This is a genomic window from Mediterraneibacter massiliensis (genome assembly GCF_001487105.1).
Taxonomy (GTDB): Bacteria; Bacillota; Clostridia; order Lachnospirales; family Lachnospiraceae; genus Mediterraneibacter; species Mediterraneibacter massiliensis.
Genome location: NZ_LN913001.1, coordinates 1427833 through 1443732 on the forward strand (window position 1 = coordinate 1427833; position 15900 = coordinate 1443732).

Annotated in this window: 13 protein-coding genes; 10 read left to right on the forward strand and 3 right to left on the reverse strand. The window is 42.7% G+C overall.

Features of this window, described 5'->3' with window-relative positions; genetic code table 11:
• Nucleotides 1–82 precede the first annotated feature (82 nt).
• Genes BN3282_RS11045 through BN3282_RS11055 form a run of 3 tightly spaced genes read left to right on the forward strand, consistent with a single transcriptional unit; the run spans nt 83 to nt 3334 of the window.
• A complete protein-coding gene (locus BN3282_RS11045; protein ID WP_059069168.1) occupies nt 83–1072 on the forward strand; it encodes a substrate-binding domain-containing protein in 990 nt (329 codons plus the stop codon).
• A gap of 20 nt (nt 1073–1092) precedes the next feature.
• On the forward strand, nt 1093–2778 hold the full coding sequence (locus BN3282_RS11050) for an alpha-amylase family glycosyl hydrolase (RefSeq protein WP_059069170.1): 1686 nt from the start codon (nt 1093–1095) through the stop codon (nt 2776–2778).
• Nucleotides 2779–2797: 19 nt separating this feature from the next.
• Complete coding sequence (locus BN3282_RS11055) at nt 2798–3334, forward strand: DUF5662 family protein (RefSeq protein WP_059069173.1); 537 nt, start codon at nt 2798–2800, stop codon at nt 3332–3334.
• 90 nt (nt 3335–3424) lie between these two features.
• Here BN3282_RS11055 and BN3282_RS11060 read toward each other — a convergent pair whose 3' ends face one another.
• Nucleotides 3425–3904 carry an S-ribosylhomocysteine lyase gene (locus BN3282_RS11060; protein ID WP_059069175.1) on the reverse strand — a complete coding sequence of 160 codons (480 nt, stop codon included), beginning with the start codon at nt 3902–3904 and terminating at the stop codon, nt 3425–3427.
• 182 nt (nt 3905–4086) lie between these two features.
• On the opposite strand from BN3282_RS11060, the gene BN3282_RS11065 reads away from it, so the two are divergent.
• On the forward strand, nt 4087–4707 hold the full coding sequence (locus tag BN3282_RS11065; RefSeq protein ID WP_059070413.1) for a histidine phosphatase family protein: 621 nt from the start codon (nt 4087–4089) through the stop codon (nt 4705–4707).
• Nucleotides 4708–5243: 536 nt separating this feature from the next.
• Here the strand turns inward: BN3282_RS11065 and BN3282_RS11070 are convergent.
• Complete coding sequence (locus BN3282_RS11070; protein WP_059069177.1) at nt 5244–6878, reverse strand: ABC-F family ATP-binding cassette domain-containing protein; 1635 nt, start codon at nt 6876–6878, stop codon at nt 5244–5246.
• Between the two features lie 207 nt (nt 6879–7085).
• Here BN3282_RS11070 and BN3282_RS11075 point away from each other — a divergent pair, with 207 nt between their 5' ends.
• Genes BN3282_RS11075 through BN3282_RS11090 form a run of 4 tightly spaced genes read left to right on the forward strand, consistent with a single transcriptional unit; the run spans nt 7086 to nt 12730 of the window.
• Nucleotides 7086–7949, forward strand: a complete 864-nt coding sequence (locus BN3282_RS11075) for a patatin-like phospholipase family protein (RefSeq protein WP_059069178.1) — start codon at nt 7086–7088, stop codon at nt 7947–7949.
• Between the two features lie 2 nt (nt 7950–7951).
• Nucleotides 7952–10054 (forward strand): polyphosphate kinase 1, encoded by a 2103-nt coding sequence (ppk1, locus tag BN3282_RS11080; RefSeq protein WP_059069180.1) that lies wholly within the window; start codon nt 7952–7954, stop codon nt 10052–10054.
• A gap of 16 nt (nt 10055–10070) precedes the next feature.
• Entirely contained in the window at nt 10071–12068 is a 1998-nt protein-coding gene (topB, locus tag BN3282_RS11085) for a DNA topoisomerase III (protein WP_059069182.1), read from the forward strand.
• The gene (locus BN3282_RS11090) at nt 12065–12730 is read left to right on the forward strand and encodes an acyltransferase (RefSeq protein ID WP_059069184.1); all 666 of its coding nucleotides are present in this window, start codon (nt 12065–12067) and stop codon (nt 12728–12730) included. The genes topB and BN3282_RS11090 overlap by 4 nt, the downstream gene beginning before the upstream one ends.
• A gap of 87 nt (nt 12731–12817) precedes the next feature.
• Here BN3282_RS11090 and BN3282_RS11095 read toward each other — a convergent pair whose 3' ends face one another.
• Nucleotides 12818–13945, reverse strand: a complete 1128-nt coding sequence (locus BN3282_RS11095) for a glycerate kinase family protein (protein ID WP_059069186.1) — start codon at nt 13943–13945, stop codon at nt 12818–12820.
• A gap of 197 nt (nt 13946–14142) precedes the next feature.
• Between BN3282_RS11095 and BN3282_RS11100 the strand changes: the two genes are divergently transcribed.
• Both BN3282_RS11100 and BN3282_RS11105 read left to right on the forward strand, forming a co-directional pair.
• Complete coding sequence (locus tag BN3282_RS11100) at nt 14143–15021, forward strand: NAD(P)-dependent oxidoreductase (protein WP_059069188.1); 879 nt, start codon at nt 14143–14145, stop codon at nt 15019–15021.
• Nucleotides 15018–15818, forward strand: coding sequence for an MBL fold metallo-hydrolase (locus BN3282_RS11105; RefSeq protein ID WP_059069189.1), 801 nt, complete (start codon nt 15018–15020; stop codon nt 15816–15818). The genes BN3282_RS11100 and BN3282_RS11105 overlap by 4 nt, the downstream gene beginning before the upstream one ends.
• The last annotated feature ends 82 nt before the right edge of the window (nt 15819–15900 follow it).

Below are 15900 nucleotides of genomic sequence, written 5' to 3' on the forward strand. Positions count from 1 at the left end.
ACATAGAGGTTAATCAGTTGACAATCCTCTGAAATAGGGTAGAATGTAAGAGTGGACAGAAATAAAGAAAGGAAACAGCGGGATGAAAGGAAGAGTTGTGAGAGTACTGGCAGTGGCGTTGGCAGCTGTTGTTTTTGCGGGTGGATGCAAGAAAAATGTCGGTACTCCTGAAGATAATGCGGTGGTGGAGACAGATGAACAGGAAGAAAGTGAAGAACAAGAAGAACTTGTTGTCGGATTTAGCTGTATGAATTTGTCGAATCCATTTTATGAGACGCTGGAAGCGGCAATCCAGACATCTTTAGAAGAGCAGGGAGCTCGCCTCCTTGTCAAAAATCCGTCAGGGGATGTACAGGCACAGATTACACAGATCCAGGAGTTGATAGAGGAAGAGGTAGACGCGGTTATTTTATGTCCGGTCGATTGGGAAGAAATCACACCGGCATTGGAAGCGTTGAAAGAAGCGGATATACCTGTGATCAATCTTGATACAGAGGTAAAAGAAACAGAGCTGGTCGACGCATATATCGGTTCAGACAATAGAAATGCCGGGTATGTCTGCGGGCAAGATCTGATCGAGACAAAACCGGATGGGGGCAGTGTCATCATCGTAGAATGTCCTGCAATCAATTCTGTTAATGAGAGGATCACAGGCTTTGAAGAAGCGGTTGCAGAAGGCGGATTTGAAGTTTTGGAGAGGATCAACAGCAGCGAGCAGGATATTAAAACAGCCATGCAGGAAGTGCTGGCAGAGAATAAACAGATCGATGCTGTCATGTGCGGAAATGATGAAATGGCGCTGCAAGTATATGAGACAGTAAAGTCTGCCGGACGGACGGATATTTTGATCTATGGAATAGATGGCTCTCCAGCAGTGAAAAAGTTATTGGCGGAAGGGGTGAATCCGATGGAAGGTACCGGAGCACAGTCTCCGATCAATATAGGCAAAACTGCGGCTGAGACGGCAAAAGCAATCGCGGACGGAGAAGATTTCGAAGAAGAGGTACATATAGAGACGTTTTTTATCGACAGAGAGAACGTAGAGATGTATGGAACTGATGGCTGGCAGTAAGAAAGGATAAGCAGGAAATGATGAAAAAGGTGCAGGGGCATCCGTTTCCACTAGGTGTAACAGTAGAAGAAGACAGAGTGAACTTTTCCGTTAGCGTACCGGCAGGAAAAGAGTGTATTCTCAGCGTATATAAAGCAGGGGAAGAAGATCCGGCATATACATTTGACATGAAACAGAAAGAAGGCATGGGAGAGATTCGTTTTCTTGCACTAGAAAGCGTGTTCCCCGGCGAATATGAATATGCTTACAGGACAGGAGAGAAGATCTGGGTAGATCCTTTTGCGAAAGAACTGACATATACAGAGGATGCAAAAGAAAAGAAAAATCCGTTAAGGCGTGGACGGCTTGTAAATCGGCAGTATGATTGGGAAGGGGACAGAAGGCTTTATTTGCCGTATCACGAAGTGATCGCATACAGTCTGCATATAAAGGGGTTTACAAAGCACAGATCTTCTGGAGTGAAGCATAAAGGAACATTCCGGGGTGTGATTGAAAAAATTCCATATTTAAAAGAACTGGGGATCAATCAAATTCAATGTATGCCGGTTTATGAATTTGCAGAATCTGCCAAAGGATACACGAATTACTGGGGATATGGTCCGGGATATTTTTTTGCGCCGAAAGCATCTTATGCGGCAGGAAACGATGCGGTGGCAGAATTGAAAGATATGGTAAAAGAATGCCATAGGGCAGGCATAGAAGTGATACTGGAGATGCCCTTTGATTCTGAGATTCTTCCGCAGACGGCATTGGAATGTCTGCGATATTATATGTTGGAATATCATGTGGACGGTTTCCTTGTAAATCCATATCATGTGCCATGGGAGATGCTGCAAAAAGACCCGCTTTTAAAGGACGGAAAAATCTTATGCAAAGATGACGGATTCCAGAATGTGATGCGCCGGTTTTTAAAAGGTGATGAAGGGATGATAGATGCTGTCATTTGGGCGCTTCGGCACTGTTCCCGGGAAGATGGAAAGTGTAATTATATTACTTCTCATAATGGCTTTACTCTCTGGGATCTCGTATCATATGATGGAAAACACAATGAGGCAAACGGTGAAAAAAACCAGGATGGTCCGGACTATAATTATAGCTGGAACTGCGGGGCAGAGGGACCAAGCAGAAAAAAAAGCGTGATACAGCTCCGTAAAAACCAGGTGCGGAATGCATTTTATCTTCTTCTTACCGCACAGGGAACCCCCTGTTTACTTTCCGGAGATGAATTTTATAATTCGCAGAAAGGAAATAATAATGTCTATTGTCAGGACAATGAACTGGCATGGCTAAACTGGGGACAATTAAAGACAGACGCTTCTTTGTTCCGGTACGTAAAAGAATTGATCGCCCTGCGCAAAGCGCATAGTTCCATACACAGAGAAGAAGCAGTGCGGGGAATAGACAGGACGGCATGTGGGATACCGGATGTATCTTATCATGGAGAGAATGCTTGGCAGGTACAAAATCAAGTATCCAGCAGGCAGCTGGGAGTACTCTACTGTGATGAGAAAGAGGAAGATATATGTTTCGCTGCCTATAATATGCACTGGCTGAAGCATACTTTTGCACTTCCGGCTCTTACCGGAGGCAGGAAATGGTACAGGGTATTTTATACATGCAGGAAGGAGCAGGAGGAAAAATTATTAGAAGATCAGAGAACGATAGAATTGGAGGAAAGGACTGTCGTATTTCTGGTAGGAAAATAGAAAGCAGGACAGTATAAGGATGAAAGCATTACAGCATTTTTGTACAATTACAAGACATAAAATCTTGGTTATGAAAGAATGTTTCCGAGTGGGACTGTACCGGCAGGGGCTGCTGCACGATCTATCTAAGTACAGTCTTACAGAATTTAAGGTGGGATGTAAATATTATCAAGGAACAAGAAGTCCTAATAATGCAGAACGGGAGGCAATCGGATATTCTTCAGCGTGGCTTCACCACAAAGGAAGAAACAAACATCATTATGAGTATTGGATTGACTATGGAACCGATGGAGATAAGGGGATGGTCGGTATGAAAATGCCTGTGAAATATGTAGTAGAGATGTTTTTGGACCGGATCGCCGCTTGTAAGGTATATCGAGGCGCAAGTTATACAGACGCTGCACCTCTTGAGTATTATCTGGGCGGAAAGGGCGAGTATCTTATACATCCGCAGACACAGGCACTCTTAGAAAAGCTTTTGCGTATGCTGGCAGAAGAGGGAGAAGAAAAAACGTATTTTTATATTCGGACAAAAATTTTGAAAAAGAAAAAATAAAAGGCGCTGTTGTGAAAAAGAAGTTCTGTTTCGCATACAGCGCTGTATTTCTGTTCTACATGTATATAGATGAAAATAAAGAAGAAGAGGCTATTCCGGATAGAACATCTGCTCGTCTTGTATATCCAGAAGGACTTCTTTTAAATATTTTTTGGCAAGGTATTTTGCCATAGGCAGATTCATATCCAGATAGTTGCCGCAGTCTCTGGGTGCTGCACCAGGAAGCTGTCCCTGGTATCCTGCGATGAACGCAAACATTTCTTTCAAGAGCGGGAGTATATCCTGGGAAGTATGCTCCCCAAAGAGTAAAAGATAAAAACCAGTACGGCATCCCATAGGTCCAAAATACAGTACACTTTCCTTGAAATCTTCATGATTTCGCAGAAAGGTTGCTCCCAGATGTTCTATCGCATGGATTTCTGCTGTATTCATGACGGGTTCTTCATTGGGAGAAGTCATGCGGATGTCGAAGGTAGTAACACAGGTTCCCTCCCAGAAGTCTTTCCGTGAGACATAGACACCGGGGACTAGTTTTAAATGATTTACTGTAAAACTGGTTATTTTTTTCATATAAAATTGTCTGTTACAGCGTGAACTGTAATTTTCCTTTCTATTTTGATGATAACAGTATAAATCTTTTTTGCAAAAATGAAAAGAAAAGTTTATACTAAAAAGCGATGTATGACAGAAATCCTAAAAACAGAAAACAGGCAGGAGTGTTGAAGCTGCCTGCAGAAAACGGAGGAATGAAAATGGCAACCTTATATATTGTTCGGCATGGAGAGACAGAGTGGAATAAAAGACGAAAAGTACAGGGGCATGCAGATATTCCGTTAAATGAATATGGAAAATATTTAGCGGAGGAAACAGCGAAGGGATTGAAGAACATCCGGTTTGACTGTGCATATACAAGTCCGCTAAAACGAGCAAAACAGACTGCGCAAATTATATTGGGAGAACAAGCGGCTCCATTATATGAAGACAATAGGATAAAAGAAATGGGATTTGGAGAGTATGAAGGTATGTGCTGTGCAGGGGAAGATAAAGATGAAAAAAGTGGAGAATTTCAAAAGTTCTTTAACGATACGGCACATTTTATCCCCGCGAAAAATGCAGAAACGATCATGCAAGTGAATGAAAGAACAAGAAATTTTTTGATAGAAATGTGTACTCGAAAGGACTTGGAAGGAAAAAACATACTGGTATCGACTCATGGAGCCGCAATGACCTCCTTATTAAACCATATCAGAAACAATACAGAACCGGCTGATTTTTGGAAATATAAAGTTCCGCCGAATTGTGCAGTAACAATTGTAGAAATCGTCAATGGCATCCCAAAGATTTTAAAAGAAAACATAATCTATTATTTATAAATTTAACGTAGCAACAAGCAGTGCGAAAAGGAACAGTTCATGCCCTGTGTCATGCTTGCATGTAAACAGGGTGTGAACTGTTCCTTTTCATTCGGCGACTGCCGATAGCGAAATGAAGCGGAAGCGAAATTGAGCTGACACTGCGGAAGCGTTCAAAAGAAATATGAAGTCAAACGACAAAAGGGCGCATGAAATGTGTATTTTACATCGCTCGTCAGGGTTGCACCGAAATTCCTCGCTCACGCAAAACATACCTTATCGTGCATAGCACGCCTGCCTGAAAGGCATGTGTTGCGGTATGCTCGAATGAGTGCACATTTCATGCATACACTTTCGCCGCTTAAGTTCATGTTCCTGTTTTAAAAAATCGACTTCACGCTGCTACAAACTTCCAAGCAGAAGTATCTATTCCCTTCCGATTGGAGATGTACAACAACGTGAAGTCGTCTTTTTTTCTGAAATTTAATTGAGGAATCTACCTTCTATAATAAATTTTACTCTTTCTCTATAAGGCAGTTCGTCAGTTAAATTTATATTCAGTCGTTTTCTTCTGCCTGTATGGAGTATGTCTGGCGTTTTCTTGCCATTTCATCACTTTCCAGATATTCGTCGTAGGTGGTGATCTTATCGATCAGTTTTCCGCCCGGTACGATTTCCATGATACGATTGGCAGTTGTCTGTACGATCTGATGATCGCGTGAAGTAAATAAAAGTACGCCGGGGAATTTTATCATTCCATTATTCAGCGCGGTGATCGCTTCCATATCTAGATGATTGGTCGGTTCATCCAAAAGGAGAATATTTGCGCCTGAGATCATCATCTTTGAGAGCAGACAGCGTACTTTCTCGCCGCCGGAAAGGACTTTCACACGTTTGACGCCGTCCTCACCGGAGAAGAGCATCCTTCCCAAAAAGCCGCGTACATAAGTGACATCTTTATTTTCAGAATACTGGGTCAGCCATTCAGTAATGGTATAATCGCTGTCGAATTCTCCGCCAAAGTCTTTTGGGAAATAGGCCTGCGTGGTGGTGATCCCCCATTTATAGGTTCCCTCATCTGGTTCCATTTCTCCGATCAGAATCTTGAACAGTACGGTTTTTGCCAGTTCGTTGCCGCCGACGAATGCGACTTTATCGTCGTGTCCCAGGGTAAAAGAAAGATTGTCTAATATCTTCTCTCCATCTATCGTCTTTGAGAGGCCTTCTACCGTAAGTACTTCATTTCCAATCTCACGGTTTGGACGGAAGTCAATATATGGATATTTGCGGCTGGATGGCTTGATCTCATCCAGTTCGATTTTTTCAAGGGCACGCTTTCTGGAAGTTGCCTGTTTTGATTTGGATGCATTGGCACTGAAACGGGAAATAAATTCCTGAAGCTCTTTGATCTTTTCTTCTTTTTTCTTATTGGCTTCCTTCATCTGGCGGATGAGGAGCTGGCTGGATTCATACCAGAAATCATAGTTGCCGGCGTAGAGCTGGATTTTTCCATAATCAATATCTGCAATCTGTGTGCATACTTTATTTAGAAAATATCGGTCATGAGATACGACAATAACCGTATTGTCAAAATTGATTAAAAATTCTTCCAACCATGCGATAGCATCCAGGTCTAAGTGATTGGTAGGTTCATCTAGAAGCAGTATATCTGGATTGCCAAATAAAGCCTGTGCGAGAAGTACTTTCACTTTTTCCGGACCAGTCAAGTCTTTTAAGTATTTATAATGAAGTTCTGTGTCGATCCCAAGTCCGTTTAAGAGAGTCGCGGCGTCTGATTCAGCTTCCCAGCCGTTCATAGCTGCAAATTCGCCTTCTAATTCACTGGCGCGTATGCCGTCTTCATCGGTAAAGTCTTCTTTTGCGTAGATGACTTCTTTTTCTTTCATGATTTCATAGAGCCGTGCATTTCCCATAATGACGGTATCTAAGACAGGATATTCGTCATATTTATAATGATCCTGCTGCAGGAAAGAAAGTCTTTCACCGGGAGTGATGGCGATTTCTCCTTTGGTAGGCTCGAGCTGTCCGGAAAGAATCTTCAGAAAGGTAGATTTTCCGGCTCCGTTTGCGCCGATCAAACCATAACAGTTGCCTTCTGTAAATTTGATATTAACATCTTCAAACAACGCCTTTTTTCCGACGCGGAGTGTGATATTATTTGCACTGATCATATTCTTTCTCCTTTTCCATATAATGCCGGGCAAAGAAACGCCCTTCTGACACGTAAGAGTCTGCCCGTTCGGGCAATCTTTTCCACCGCCTATATTACCATGAGACAGGGCTAAATAGCAAGGTTTACAGCGATTTAAAAAAATTTAACAATATTTGTGGTTTGCGATTTATACAAAACGTTATATAATGAAAAGAAAAAGTGAGGGATGTATATGGTAAAAGCGACGATCGTTTTAGAAGGCGGAGCAACGAGAGGTGTATTTACATCGGGTATTCTGGATTATCTGATGGAGAAGGATATATATATGTCACATGTGATCGGTGTTTCTGCGGGAGCTTGTAATGCAGCGGACTATGTATCCAGGCAGCCGGGAAGGACGAGAGACTGTATGATACCGACGGATAGATCAGGCAGTTATTATAACGGGGTGCGGGGGTTTGTCAAGGAAAAAAGTTTAATGAATATGGATCTGCTCTTTGATACATTTCCCAATGAAACACTTAAATTTGATTATGATACATATTTTCAGTCAGAAATAGAATGTGAGATGGTAACAACTAACTGTATATCAGGAAAGGCTGAATATATGAAGGAGCGAAAAGACAAAGAGCGGTTTATGAAAATATGCCGGGCTTCCTGCAGTCTGCCTCTTATGACGCCGATTGTAAATATAGAAGGGGTACCGTACTTGGATGGCGGGTTGGCAGATTCGGTGCCGATCTTGCGGGCTCAGAAAATGGAGAATGAGAAGATCATTGTGATACTGACGAGAAATGCCGGGTATCGGAAGAAAGTTATCTCAAGGGGAATGGAAAAAGTATATCGCAGAGCTTACAAATCTTATCCGAATCTGGTACGCACGATCCTGCGCAGGAGTTTTCAGTATAATAAAACGATGAATTATCTGGAACATCTGGAAAGAGAGAAAAAAATATTTGTATTGCGGCCACTTGTAAAGCCGGTGGCAAGGCTGGAAAGGAATAAAGAGAACTTGACAGCATTTTATAAACATGGATATGATCTGATGCAGGAGAATCTGGACAATATGATGAGATATCTGGAGGGATAAATATGCGGGGAGAAAAACCAGAGTATACGCAGAACCGAGAGTTGTCGTGGCTTCGTTTTAATCAGAGAGTCTTAGAGGAAGCGCAGGATGAAAGTGTGCCTCTTTTGGAACGGATGAAATTTGTCGCTATCTTTACAAGCAACTTAGACGAATTTTTTATGATACGTGTAGGCAGCCTATATGCAATGGAAGAAGCAGATCATAAAAAGGTGGATATTAAGTCCGGACTGACGCCACGCGGACAGTTGGACGCGATATATGCCGCAGTGGCTCCTTTGTATAAAGAGAGAGACAAGACCTATGCGGAGATAAAAAAACAGCTTCATCCGTATGGTGTGTGCGGTTTGGATTTTAAGGAACTGGAAGCACAGGAAAAGAAGTATGTGAAGAAATATTTCAAGGAACAGATACTGCCGGTGCTTTCGCCACAGATCGTAGATGTTAACCATCCGTTTCCCCATCTGCTGAATAAAGAAATCTATGTGGTGGCGGATTTGAAAATGGAAAGTAAATCTATGATAGGTGTAGTTCCCGTTCCACAATTTATCTCCGATATTTTGTATCTGCCTGGGCATGACATACGGTATATACGTATGGAAAAGGTGATATTGGAGTATTTAAGTCTTGTATTTGAACAATATGAAGTAGCAAATGAAAACTATATCTGTGTGACAAGAAATGCAGACGTGTCTCCGGATGATGAGGCGTATGCAGATAATGAAGATTTTCGGTACATCATGCAGGAAACGCTGAATAAGAGAAGACGTATGGCGGTGGTGCGTCTGGAGACGGCAAGTCCGCTCAACAAAGAAATGGAAAAGTATTTTTGCGATAAATTCAATATCACGCCGAAATGTATTTTTCGGACAAAAATGCCGATGAAATTAGACTATATATTTGCAATCGCAGATAAAGTACCGCCGACTATGAAACGTTCTTTGGTAGACGAACCGTTCACGCCTCAGCCCTGTCCTCTATTAGGAGAAGGAAGTGTGATAGCGCAGGTAAAGAAAAAAGATGTTCTTTTGTCTTACCCATATGAAAGTATGGAGCCATTCTTAAAATTGATAAAGGAGGCATCCGTCGATCCAAATGTCATTACGATCAAAATTACGATCTATCGTCTGGCAAAAAAGGCAAGGTTGGTGGAGTATCTCTGTGCAGCGGCAGAGAATGGAAAAGAAGTGACGGTGCTGATCGAGCTGCGAGCCCGCTTTGATGAACAGAATAATATAGAATGGTCAGAACGGATGGAGGAGGCCGGGTGCAGAGTCCTCTATGGGTTTGAGGGGTATAAGGTACATTCCAAGATCTGTCTGATAACATATCGCAGCAAAGGTGAAATTAAATATATTACGCAGATCGGTACAGGCAACTATAATGAAAAGACAGCGAAAATGTATACAGATTACTCACTTCTGACGGGAAATCAGAGGATCGGAGAGGATGCGTCTGTATTTTTTAAGAATATGTCGATCGGTAATTTAAATGGCGCCTATCAGCATTTGATCGTATCACCGACCAGTTTAAAACAGAAAGTACTCGCTTTGATGGAGGAAGAAATCAAAAAAGGAAGCCAGGGCAGGATTGTGATGAAGATGAATTCGGTTACGGATATCGACTTTATACGCAAGACAGCAAAAGCTTCTCAGGCAGGCGTGCGCATTGATCTGATCGTGAGAGGAATATGCTGCATCCTTCCCGGAATACCGGGGAAGACGGAGAATCTAAGAGTGACCAGTATCGTGGGCCGGTATCTGGAGCATCCGAGAGTGTTTGTGTTTGGAAGCGGGGAAGCGGCAAATGTCTATATCGGGTCTGCGGATATGATGACAAGAAACACGGAAAAACGGGTAGAGATTGCCTGCCCAATCTATGACAAAGATATTAAGAAACGTTTGATACGGAATTTAAATATTATGCTGTCGGATAATGTAAAGGCAAGAGAAATGACAAGCGACGGCACATACAGAAAGAAGAAAGGCGATGAAAGAGCTGTCAATTCGCAGGAGATATTTATGAAGGAAGCGATGAATTTCAGGCGGGTATGTCCGAAGAAAAAAATGACAGCGCTTGATAAGATAAGGCGTTGGCTGAAGCGATAGGACAGCAGTAGAAAGAATGGGAAAATCAGTATATATAGCAGAAAAGCCGAGTGTGGCACAGGAATTTGCAAAGGCATTGAAATTAAATATAAAAAGACGGGATGGCTATCTGGAAGCAGAGGATGCGATCGTGACCTGGTGTGTCGGTCATCTTGTCACCATGAGTTATCCGGAAGAATATGACCCGGCTCTGAAGCGGTGGAGTCTTCATACTCTGCCGTTTATACCGGAGAAATTTAAATATGAAGTGATCCAAAATGTCGCAAAGCAGTTTGAAATCGTAAAGGGGATCCTGACAAGGCGGGATGTAGAAAAAATCTATGTCTGTACCGATTCTGGACGGGAAGGAGAATATATTTACCGACTGGTGGAGCAAGAGGCACACGTGGAGGGCAAAAAAAGACTTCGTGTCTGGATCGATTCCCAGACAGAAGAGGAGATCCTGCGGGGAATCCGGGAAGCAAAGGATCTGTCGGCCTATGATAATTTGAGCGCGTCGGCTTATTTGAGGGCAAAAGAAGATTATCTGATGGGGATCAATTTTTCCCGGCTGCTGACTTTAAAATACGGGAATAGTATTTCAGATTACTTACATACAAAATATGCGGTCATATCGGTTGGCCGAGTGATGACGTGTGTATTGGGGATGGTCGTGCGTAGAGAACGAGAAATACGGAACTTTATAAAGACTCCGTTTTATCGTGTTATAAGCACCATTTGTACGCAGGAGAGAACATTTGAAGGAGAATGGAGGGCAGTACAGGGATCGCGGTATTTTGAATTGTATGATCTGTATAAAGAAAACGGATTTAAGAAAAAAGAAAAGGCAGAAGAATTGATCGCATATCTGTCGGAAGGACAGTCTGTGACATGTACTGTACAGTCTATAGAGAAAAAGAAGGAAAAGAAAAATGCGCCGCTTTTGTATAATCTGGCTGAACTGCAGAATGATTGCTCCAGAAGATTCAAGTTGAGTCCGGATGAGACTCTTAGGATCGTACAGGAGTTATATGAGAAAAAGCTGGTGACATATCCAAGGACAGATGCGAGAGTACTTTCCACAGCAGTAGCGAAGGAAATCACAAGAAATCTAAACGGTCTGTCCCGCTATAAGAAGGCGGCTCCCTATTTGCAGGACATACTGAAATTTGGGAGTTATAAAAACTTGGTGAAAACGCGATATGTCAATGATAAGCAGATCACTGACCACTACGCGATCATACCGACAGGACAGGGGCTGGCGGCGCTGGAGCCGCTTTCTCGTGTAGCAAAAGAAGTATATGAATGCATTGTGCGGCGTTTCTTGAGCATTTTTTATCCGCCTGCCGTATATCAGAAGGTTTCTATTGTTACTGCTATCCGGGGAGAAGCATTTTTTTCTAATTTTAAAGTCCTTATGGACGAAGGGTATCAAAAAGTTGTAAAAACTGTACAGAAGCAGGAAGAACAAGATCTGGACAATGCGATGTTGGAGGCGGTGAAAACGCTGAAGAAAGGGGATGTCTTATCTGTTGCGTCCCTGGAGATAAAGGAAGGAGAGACTTCTCCTCCGAAGCGTTATAATTCGGGCTCCATGATACTGGCAATGGAAAATGCCGGGCAGCTGATCGAGGATGAGGAATTAAGAGCCCAGATCAAGAGCAGCGGGATCGGCACAAGCGCTACTAGGGCAGAAATCTTGAAAAAATTGGTTCATATCAAATATTTGGAGTTAAATAAGAAGACACAGATTATTACGCCTACTCTGCAAGGAGAGATGGTTTATGAAGTAGTGGATCATTCTATTAGATCTCTTTTAAATCCGGAACTGACGGCCAGCTGGGAAAAGGGACTAAATTATGTGGCAGAGGGAACTATTACGCCGGAAGAATATATGAAGAAACTAGATCAGTTCATCATAAGCCGGATAAACGGCGTAAAGGGATTAAATAATCAATCCCAGCTACGCGGCTCTTATGAAGCCGCAGCTGCGTTTTATAAAAAGAAAAAAGCAAAGAAGGGAGACAGATCATGAAAGGACTTACAGTAGAGGCACTTTATACACTGGAAGAAACAATTGCAAAGGAGATTTTTGAAGGGGTGACATACCCGTGGGAGGTGTTGCCTAAAATTAGCAATTTCATTCTGCAGCTTGGCGAAACATTAAGTGAAGAAGAATATGAAAAAAGAGGGGAAAATGTGTGGATCGCAAAATCTGCAAAGGTAGCTCCTACCGCTTATATCAATGGCCCGGCAATTATCGGAAAAGAAGCGGAGGTCAGACACTGTGCTTTTATCCGCGGAAATGCGATTGTGGGAGAGGGCGCTGTCGTAGGAAATTCCACAGAACTGAAAAATGTTATTCTGTTTAATAAGGTGCAGGTTCCACATTATAATTATGTAGGGGATTCTATCCTTGGGTATAAATCGCACATGGGTGCAGGCTCGATCACATCGAATGTAAAATCTGACAAGAAGCTTGTCATTGTAAAAACACCGGAAGGGAATATAGAGACAGGAATGAAGAAATTCGGCGCTATGCTGGGAGATGAAGTAGAGGTCGGATGCGGCAGCGTTTTAAATCCGGGAACAGTCGTAGGAAGCCACAGCAATATTTATCCGCTTTCCTCTGTAAGGGGATATGTGCCGGGAGGAAGCATTTATAAAAAACAAGGTGAAGTTGTAGAGAAGAAATAAACTATCCAAAGAACAGAAACAGCGTTTACTATATCTGTATATATAGTAAGCGCTGTTTTAAAAAATAAAACTTTGAAGAAATTTTATCTACAGCAGACGGAATACTTGTTCTGCGGCAGCTTTCATATTCGTATAGGCATTTGCGGGAGCCATAGCTTCTTCCAACGTGGTGATTTCTCGGATGATCGGAAAGAACGCGTCGATTCCGGCATGGTTGCAGGCAGATGCGTCCAGGGTCACGCTTCCGGCAAAGGCGATCACTTTGGCACCATGTTTTTTGGCGAGAGCGGCAACCCCGATTGGCGCTTTCCCCATCGCGGTCTGATGATCCATCCTACCCTCTCCGGTAACAACGATATCTGCGTCTTTTATATCTTCTTCCAGATGAATGGCATCTAAGATCAATTCTACACCCGGTACAAGAGAAGCATTTAAAAAGCTTAAGAAGGCAAAACCAAGTCCTCCAGCCGCACCTGCGCCTGCATAGGAAGAATACTCTTTAGCAAAAGTCTTGTTTACGACACGGGCATACTGCTGCATGGCAGAGTCCAAAGCTGGTTTCATAGACTCTGTCACGCCTTTTTGGGGACCGTAAATATAGGTAGCGCCATTTTCTCCGTATAAGGGGTTTGTCACATCACATGCAATGCGGAAACGGCAGTTGTTTAATTCCGGTATCCTGTGAGATATATCAATAGAAAAGACAGTATCCAATGCCTGCGCTCCTTCTTTGGTCTCTCTTCCATTGACATCAAGAAAAGAAAAGCCAAGTGCTTTGAGCATGCCGATGCCTCCGTCGTTGGTAGCGCTGCCGCCTATCCCGATGATGAAATCACGGCAGCCTTTGACAATGGCATCTTTTATCATTTCTCCGACTCCGTAAGTGGATGCGCGAAGAGGATCCTTTTCCTCTTCTGCAAGCAGTGTGATCCCGGCAGCAGACGCCATCTCCAGTACAGCTGTATTCGTATCAGGCAGTAGACCATAATAGGTATGTACAGGTTTCCCAAGAGGGCCTGTCACGGTGATGTCTATTTTTGTGGCTCCCAGACCCTCGATCAGTGCGTCTGTCGTGCCTTCTCCGCCGTCAGCCAGTGGTCTGACGATCACGGTGGCATCAGGCTGGGCATTTAAGATTCCCTCCTTTGCAGCATTTCCGGCCTGTATAGAGGATAGGCTGCCTTTTAAAGAATCAATCGCAAGGACAACTTTCATAAAATGTACCCTCCTTATTTGTAAAATAGTATATTCAGTATAGCAGAAAAAAAAGAAAATGATATAGTAAAGATACTAAAAAATATTATATGAAATACAAAAAATATGTAATATATAACAAAAAAAGAAAGGAAGTTCACAGTTTATAAAAAATGTGATAAGGTAGGAAAAGAAAGAACGATTAGGAGGAATAAAAAGTGAAGAAAATAGGCTTTATTGGCGTAGGGATTATGGGAAAATCCATGGTGCGCAATTTGATGAACGCAGGGTATGACCTCCGGATCTATGCCAGAAATAAGGAAAAAGTAGAAGATGTGATACAAGAGGGAGCCCGATTTTGCGATTCGATACGAGACTGTGTAAAAGATGCAGATGTGGTGATCACGATTGTTGGTTTTCCGAAAGATGTGGAAGAAGTATATTTTGAAGAAGGAAATATTTTAGACAGTGTAAAACAAGGAACGATCCTGATCGATATGACAACAACCAGTCCCCAGATTGCAAAGAAGCTATATGAAGAGGGGAAAAAGAGGTCTCTTTTCGTGCTGGATGCGCCGGTGACAGGTGGGGACACGGGAGCGAAAGCAGGCACATTGTCGATTCTTGCAGGAGGAGAAAAAGAAGTATTCCTGGAGTGTATGCCTATATTTAAGGCAATGGGAACGAACATCCGGTATCAGGGAAAAGCCGGCAGCGGACAGTATTGTAAGCTGGCAAACCAGATCATGATCGCAGGCACGCTGTCCGGCGTATGCGAAGCGTTGTCATTTGCTAAAGCAAAAGGTTTAGATCTGCAGACGGTGATAGATTCGGTGGCTACCGGAGCAGCGGGGAGCGCTCAGTTAAATAGTCTAGGCCCTAAAATTTTAGATGGGGACTATGCGCCGGGATTTTTTATGAAACATTTTATCAAAGACATGAAACTGGCTTTGATCGAGGCGAATATGAGTGACTTAGAGTTAAGTGTGTTAAGTCAGACATTGGCGAATTATGAAGAACTTGCCGCAGAAGGGTTCGGAGAATTGGGTACGCAGGCACTTATCAAATATTATGAGGAAGGAACTTCAGAAGAATGAAACTTACGATCTTAGGTACGGGAAACGCGACAGTGACCCAATGTTACAATACTTGCTTTGCGTTGTCTGAAGGCAGACTGCATTTTTTAGTCGATGCAGGAGGTGGCAATCAGATACTGAGGATTTTGGAAGAGAAAAACATTTCCTTGGAAGATATCCATCATATTTTTATCACGCATGAGCATATTGATCATCTGCTTGGATTGATTTGGTTAATACGTATGATTGGACAGAAAATGAACCAGGGAAAATATGAGGGCGATCTTTACATATACTGCCACGGCGAACTTGTCTCTGTTATAGAGACGATCGCGGGTCTGACGATTCAAAAAAAGGTAACGAAACATATCGGAAAAAGAATTCTTTTGACCTCTGTGGAAAGTGGAGAAAGCAAGGAAATTTTAGGATGTCCGGTGACGTTTTTTGATATCGGTTCTACGAAAGCGAAACAGTTTGGGTTTTCTATGCTTCTTCCGGATCAGAAAAAGCTTTCCTGCTGTGGAGACGAGCCGTACAATGTATGCGAGGAATCCTATGTAAAAGGAAGTGACTGGCTGATGCATGAAGCATTTTGTCTGTATGAGGAAGCAGACAAGTTTAAACCCTATGAAAAGCACCATAGTACAGTAAAAGAAGCATGCCAGCTGGCGGAGAAACTTAAGATTAAGAATCTGCTCCTTTATCATACAGAAGATACGCATATCCGAGAACGTAAAAAATTATACAGTGAAGAAGGAAAGAAGTATTACAGTGGAAATCTGCATGTGCCGGATGATGGAGAAGTCTTTGCGCTGTAAAGGATACCCGTATCGGTATACCTCTCCGGAGATTCTAAGCAAGAAGTTTTGTTTAAATAGAAATTTGTTGACAAAAAGTAAA

Excerpts from the sequence above, each read along its gene's own strand:
- BN3282_RS11060 (WP_059069175.1), bottom strand. The coding sequence starts at position 3,904 with ATGAAAAAAATAACCAGTTTTACAGTAAATCATTTAAAACTAGTCCCC.
- BN3282_RS11075 (WP_059069178.1), top strand. The coding sequence starts at position 7,086 with ATGTATATGGTAAAAGCGACGATCGTTTTAGAAGGCGGAGCAACGAGA.
- BN3282_RS11065 (WP_059070413.1), top strand. The coding sequence starts at position 4,087 with ATGGCAACCTTATATATTGTTCGGCATGGAGAGACAGAGTGGAATAAA.
- topB (WP_059069182.1), top strand. The coding sequence starts at position 10,071 with ATGGGAAAATCAGTATATATAGCAGAAAAGCCGAGTGTGGCACAGGAA.
- BN3282_RS11105 (WP_059069189.1), top strand. The coding sequence starts at position 15,018 with ATGAAACTTACGATCTTAGGTACGGGAAACGCGACAGTGACCCAATGT.
- BN3282_RS11090 (WP_059069184.1), top strand. The coding sequence starts at position 12,065 with ATGAAAGGACTTACAGTAGAGGCACTTTATACACTGGAAGAAACAATT.
- BN3282_RS11070 (WP_059069177.1), bottom strand. The coding sequence starts at position 6,878 with ATGATCAGTGCAAATAATATCACACTCCGCGTCGGAAAAAAGGCGTTG.
- BN3282_RS11045 (WP_059069168.1), top strand. The coding sequence starts at position 83 with ATGAAAGGAAGAGTTGTGAGAGTACTGGCAGTGGCGTTGGCAGCTGTT.
- BN3282_RS11095 (WP_059069186.1), bottom strand. The coding sequence starts at position 13,945 with ATGAAAGTTGTCCTTGCGATTGATTCTTTAAAAGGCAGCCTATCCTCT.
- BN3282_RS11055 (WP_059069173.1), top strand. The coding sequence starts at position 2,798 with ATGAAAGCATTACAGCATTTTTGTACAATTACAAGACATAAAATCTTG.
- ppk1 (WP_059069180.1), top strand. The coding sequence starts at position 7,952 with ATGCGGGGAGAAAAACCAGAGTATACGCAGAACCGAGAGTTGTCGTGG.
- BN3282_RS11050 (WP_059069170.1), top strand. The coding sequence starts at position 1,093 with ATGAAAAAGGTGCAGGGGCATCCGTTTCCACTAGGTGTAACAGTAGAA.